This window comes from Roseovarius sp. A-2, assembly GCF_002072155.1.
Lineage (GTDB): Bacteria > Pseudomonadota > Alphaproteobacteria > Rhodobacterales > Rhodobacteraceae > Roseovarius.
Map to the genome: position 1 here is coordinate 1 of NZ_BDIY01000059.1, position 5185 is coordinate 5185.

The 5185-nt window shown below is 60.2% G+C and carries 4 protein-coding genes; 2 read left to right on the plus strand and 2 right to left on the minus strand.

The features are described from left to right. Positions 1–300 precede the first annotated feature (300 nt). Both BHD06_RS22270 and BHD06_RS23975 read right to left on the minus strand, forming a co-directional pair. The gene (locus BHD06_RS22270) at positions 301–2682 is read right to left on the minus strand and encodes a tetratricopeptide repeat protein (RefSeq protein WP_176214476.1); all 2382 of its coding nucleotides are present in this window, start codon (positions 2680–2682) and stop codon (positions 301–303) included. A 432-nt stretch (positions 2683–3114) separates the two neighbouring features. Next, positions 3115–3495, minus strand: coding sequence for a sulfotransferase (locus tag BHD06_RS23975; protein ID WP_080459136.1), 381 nt, complete (start codon positions 3493–3495; stop codon positions 3115–3117). A gap of 75 nt (positions 3496–3570) precedes the next feature. On the opposite strand from BHD06_RS23975, the gene BHD06_RS22280 reads away from it, so the two are divergent. Together BHD06_RS22280 and BHD06_RS22285 are read left to right on the plus strand one after the other, a co-directional pair. Next, positions 3571–4482: a hypothetical protein gene (locus BHD06_RS22280; RefSeq protein ID WP_080459137.1), complete on the plus strand. Its 912-nt coding sequence runs from the start codon at positions 3571–3573 to the stop codon at positions 4480–4482. Further along, positions 4479–5051: a hypothetical protein gene (locus BHD06_RS22285; protein WP_080459138.1), complete on the plus strand. Its 573-nt coding sequence runs from the start codon at positions 4479–4481 to the stop codon at positions 5049–5051. The genes BHD06_RS22280 and BHD06_RS22285 overlap by 4 nt, the downstream gene beginning before the upstream one ends. Positions 5052–5185 lie beyond the last annotated feature (134 nt).

Below are 5185 nucleotides of genomic sequence, written 5' to 3' on the forward strand. Positions count from 1 at the left end.
AAAAGGCCCCATTCCGCCCTTGATCGGCAGACGCCTGACGACGCATATTGGGTAGGCTTGGAACAACAAGAAGCAGCATGAAACCTAAACCCGATACACCTTAGAAAAGCTGCAAACATGTCCGAAATGGTGGGACCACTTCACCGGACATAGAGCCAGACAACATGAGCAATGATCTGAGGCGGAAACCGGTGGCGCTTGTAGGTGATTTTCAATGGCTGCATCGACACCGCCTACGCCCGGATCAATGAACCAGCAACCTCAGGTCCATTAACGTGACAACACCGTTCACGGGGGTGTTCAGGTGTAACAGGGCACCGGCTGCGCCTGGCCGACCGGGGCCGCAAGCTCCTCGAGCGCGCCGATGATCCCGTGATCGTCCATTCGCGCCTTGGTAGAGTTCCAGTGCTGGGCGGTGGCCTTGTAGGGGAGTTTGATATGCGGGCTGACAACGCGACGGAGTTCGGACTCGGTCAGGATGAGCGTGTCGCGCATGGCCTGTTCGGGGGTCCGCGCGAAATGCAGCGCCACGGCCCGTGTCAGCAGGCCGGGCCCGGTCTTCCCCCAGGTGTTGTCGTTGTCGCCCTTAAGCAGCGCGACCATCGTCATGTTGACGGCATGGGCAATCGCCGGATGTCCCGGTGACGCGCATATGACGTTGTTCATGATCGCGCCGTAAGGCTCGAGAAAGACGACCAGTCCAGAGCCGTGCGCCAGAAGTTGCTGCGGGTCGGCTTTCAGGTAATCGTCTGCATCGGCATAGATCCCGCCGCCATCCAGCAGCATGCAGAGTCGCAGAAAATCGCTTTCCTCCGCCACGTGGCGCGCGCGCCGAAAGGCCTGCGCGTGCCGGGGGCCAAACCTTTCCCGCAGCCAGCGCCGCGCGCTGCGCTTGTCATGCAGCAGGTAATCCCAGCCCGGCACCGACCGCCAGCTGTGCATGATCGTCCTGATTTCTTCAGGTGGCTCGGCATCATTCCAGTATTGCACGACCCGCCGCGGGATCGGGGCACCCGTCCGTTCAGAGGCCGCCACAGCTGGCGTTCCGAGCGTGTCCTGTAGCACGGCCCGCGCCGCGAAAAAATTGCTCCGGACAATCTCGTGATGTATGTGGCTCTTGCCGTCGGGCGGTGCAACCAGGTTGAAAAGCTGCAATTCCGTCAGCAATGTGCCCAGGTGGCTGGGCCTGAAATGCGCCGCGTTGTGGCCGCTCTGACGCGGGTTGCGATTCAGCGCCTGCGCCTCTTCCATGGCCTCGGGGAGGTGGCCCATGAAGAGCAGCAACCGGAGATTCGCCAGATTGCCGTTTTGTAGGCTACCCGCCTGGCGTTGCTTTTGCGTGATGGCGAAGGCCTCGGTCATCCGGCCCAGAGCAATCAGCAATTGCATGCGCAACCGGTCGTAGACCTCCGGTGCCAGAGATCCAGACCGGGCCTCCAAAAACGCCAACCCGGCCTCGGGGTGCCCCGCCGCGATAAAGGCCTGGACCAATTGAGAGGCGATCGGCTGCACATGGGGCCATTTGCGCGCGCACATGCGCAGGTAGCGCACAGCCAGACGGGTCTTGCCGCATCCCACAAGGACGCGCCCCAGAACTGTCGCATCGCGCGGTGAACGCCCGGGATGCGGTGCCGCGCGCAGCTCGGCCAGCGCGTCGAACGGGCTGCGCAGAACCTGGGCCGCCTCGCTTCGAAAGATCAATTGGTCTTTGCGCCCGATCCGTGTCGCGAGCCCATCCACAAGCCGGTCCAGAAGCGCATCGTTTTCGGCGGCGCGCCCGATCTGCAGCACCGCGAGGGCGAGCGGCGTTCCGATCTGTTTCCGGGTCTGCACCTGTCGGATGATCTCGGAGAGCATAGTCCATTTGTGAAGGTGCTTGGCCAGGTCGATGAGTTGAATCAGTTGCCCCTCGGACAAGACTGCGAGATGCGCGGTCAACTCCTCCAGTAAATCCTGCGCGCCGACGGTGTCGCCGCCCTTGATCCTGATTGGGATCACTGCGAGGCGCTGCGCCAGAAAGACCCTGAGATCGCCGGGCGTGCGTTGCCTGTGCAAGGGAGTGAGGCATTCCGGCTGTTCGTCCAGAATGGTGATGGCCGCGTCCAGGTCGCCACTGGCTTCCGCCAACATCGCCAGGCTGCGCCGGGCCGACCAACTGCCCGGCTCGTCCTCGAGCACCTGCCTGCACAGCGCTTCGGCTCTCGCGGTCTCGCCGGTACTCATCAGCCCGTTCACGAGGTCGGACACGAAACGATCGCTTTTCGGATGTTCTTGCAGCAGTGTCTCAAACACCTCGCAGGCGTCGTTGTGACGTCCCGACCGTTGCAGGATCACGGCCCGCTTGCCGCGCAGTCCCACGTCATCGGGCTGGTGGCTCAAGGCGGCCTCGACCCGGTGCAGCGCCTCGTTTAGATCGCTGCGGTCCAGGGCGAGATCGACATTAAGAAGCTGCGCCGGTACATTCTTCGGCGCTGCCGCGATAAGTGGTTCGACAAGGGTTTCGGCCTGCTCGTGCTGTCCGATCGCGCGCAGGCTGCTTGCAAGCTGAATTGCCAGCTGCGGATTGTCCGGCTGTTGTCTGTGCAATTCAGCGAACACGTCGCAGGCCTCGCGATGGCGTCCCGCCTCGCGCAACTCAATCGCCCATTTGCGTCGCTGCGCTGGATCTTCGGGACATTTCATTATCATGACAGCACGCGCTGATTGAATCCGGTCAGAAAAAGTGCACTTTCAAACACGCCAACAAACCGCGGCGCGGTCAAGAAAAATGTTATTTCAATCATTTCCACACCGATTCCAGAAACGCGCACTGATCACCTCAGAATAGCTGGTAGAACAGGGATTTGGCACATTTGATCAATCGCGTCTGAGCGTGGGGTGATTGAGCAATCGGTGGCAGTGACCAATCGCGAGATTCCCATTGTAGAGGGGCCGCGCCGCCCGGGCGATTGCACGTGGCTTGTCTCAGGGTGGGCCCGGGCCGGGTGTGAACCTGGGTGGAGGACCAACTTTTGGCGTTGAGCGCGTTCGACGTCGCGGTGCTTGTCTCTATCGCCAGGCACCAGCCAATCACCCGTGAAGTGTTGAAGCACTGTAGCGCGACAATGCGGATTCTCACCTTGTTTGTCGCGCGTCACTCTCACGCCCTATTGGCGATCCTGCTCCATATATCCAACGCCGCATCGGGGTCTCCTTGGTACCGAAATAGCGCACTGCCCTTTCGATCCATTCGTCGCTCGGGCAGATCGTTAGAATGAATCGGCTATCCGGGAACCGCGTGTCGAGCTCTTTGAAGAGAAGCGGCCAGGGGTTGTCCTGGAAGGCATCGTATTGTGACACTAGGGCCACCGCGCGCGCCAGCGCGGTTTCGGCTATATCGGCATCCTGTGCACCGAAGGGACCGCAAGTCCGATATCCCAATATGTCCAGCGCGGCACCTAAGGATTTTGTTCCGGTCTTGTGAAAGCCAATGCCGAAAACCTTCTGTCGGTGCATGCGTTGCCCCCCGCTCTGGTCAAATGACTATAAATATGTCAGTAAATTTGAAGATTCGGAAAAATCGACCAAGATATGACACATCCCGTCCATGTGATTTCATTTGTAGTGGACGAGGGCCCGAAGTTCCAGATACAGGCTTGGCTGTTGCTGCACAATTTGGATCGCCTTGCGCTGTCCCCTGAAACCGCGATCCTGCTCAGTCATTGCGGTCGGCTCAGCCCTGAAGTGCAGCGCAAGGCCAAACGGCATGGTGCTTGGGTCGGACAGGTGGCGCGCTTTGGCGAGGGCCCCGCCGCCTATTGCAACAAGCTTCAGCAACTCGATGCGGTGCTTGGCTCAGGCGCGCAACAGGCGGTGCTTTGCGACACCGATCTGGGGTTTCTGAGCGACCCTTGCCAATTTGCCATGGCGGGTGTCATCCGCGCCAAGCCGGTGGACCATCCCAACCCGTCCCCGCAGCTTTTGCGCCAGATCCTGGACCTTGCCGGGTTTATCGAGGCCCGGCTGGATGTGCTGCCCGATTTTGCCCTCTCGGAGCACACCGACCGAACCCATGCGCTAAATTGCAACGGTGGTCTCTATGTCCTGCCCACTGACTTGCTACGCCGCCTTGCGCCGGTCTGGCACCATTGGGCGCGGTTCTGCCTCGATCAGGCACTACTTCTGGGGGATAGGACGATCCACAGCGATCAGCTTGGCTTTTGCCTGGCGATGCTGGATCTGGAGCTGCCCTTTGCCCCACTGGAGACCGAGAAAAATTTTCCGCTACACTTTCCCGCCCGCGAGTACGCTAACCACCAAAGCTGCGCGCCGCAGGTGCTACACTATCACCACAAAATCCAGTCTGACGGGCGGATCAAGGCCCCCGGCGTGGCGGCGCTCGACGCTGAGGTGGCCCGCTTTAACGCACTGGTCGCAGACGCCCGCACCGACCCTGATTTCATCCGCCTGCTGGCGCGCTATCACACAGGAGGTTCCGCATGATCCGGCGGCTGTTTCTCCATGCGGGTCTGCCCAAGACCGGCAGCACCTCCATGCAAAAATGGTTCTTGGAAAATCGCGCTGCGCTGCTCGATTTGGGCTGCACTTACCCGAACGATCCGCCGCTTCACAATTACAAGCAAGGCTATACCGTCCAGAGCCTCATGCGCCCGCCCGGTTTGATGCCGATCCGGCAGGCCTTGACCGGTGTTACAACACCTGATGTCCTGTTCTCGAACGAGGGGATGAGCAATCATTTCCACGACTTCAACATGGACACTTTGGCGCAGTTCCGAGAACTCACTGACGGCATAGAAGTCCACGTTGTTCTTTTTCGCCGTGATCCCGACCGCTGGTTGCGTTCTTATCACCGCCAGGCTGTGCTCAATCCGCACAACAATGCCAGCGACCTCTGGGGCACTTCGCAGAGTCAGATGAAATCCGCGACAACATCCGCATCAAACGGCTGGTACAACACGACAGGTTGGCGCAGGAAATGGCCAAAGGCTTCGGCGCTACCACAGGTCATTTGCTCGATTTCGACGATCCCGGCGCATTTGTCCAGTTTCTGACCCTTAACAGGCCGCTGAAGAAGTCACCGATGGGGAATGGTTTCCCGTCTATGGGACTGAGACCCTTGAGCGCCCACCCCTTCGGATCGAATGGAATGCATGCCTGATGCCCGTTGTCGCCTCATGTGGCCAGT

Excerpts from the sequence above, each read along its gene's own strand:
- BHD06_RS22280 (WP_080459137.1), top strand. The coding sequence starts at position 3,571 with ATGACACATCCCGTCCATGTGATTTCATTTGTAGTGGACGAGGGCCCG.
- BHD06_RS22285 (WP_080459138.1), top strand. The coding sequence starts at position 4,479 with ATGATCCGGCGGCTGTTTCTCCATGCGGGTCTGCCCAAGACCGGCAGC.
- BHD06_RS23975 (WP_080459136.1), bottom strand. The coding sequence starts at position 3,495 with ATGCACCGACAGAAGGTTTTCGGCATTGGCTTTCACAAGACCGGAACA.
- BHD06_RS22270 (WP_176214476.1), bottom strand. The coding sequence starts at position 2,682 with ATGAAATGTCCCGAAGATCCAGCGCAGCGACGCAAATGGGCGATTGAG.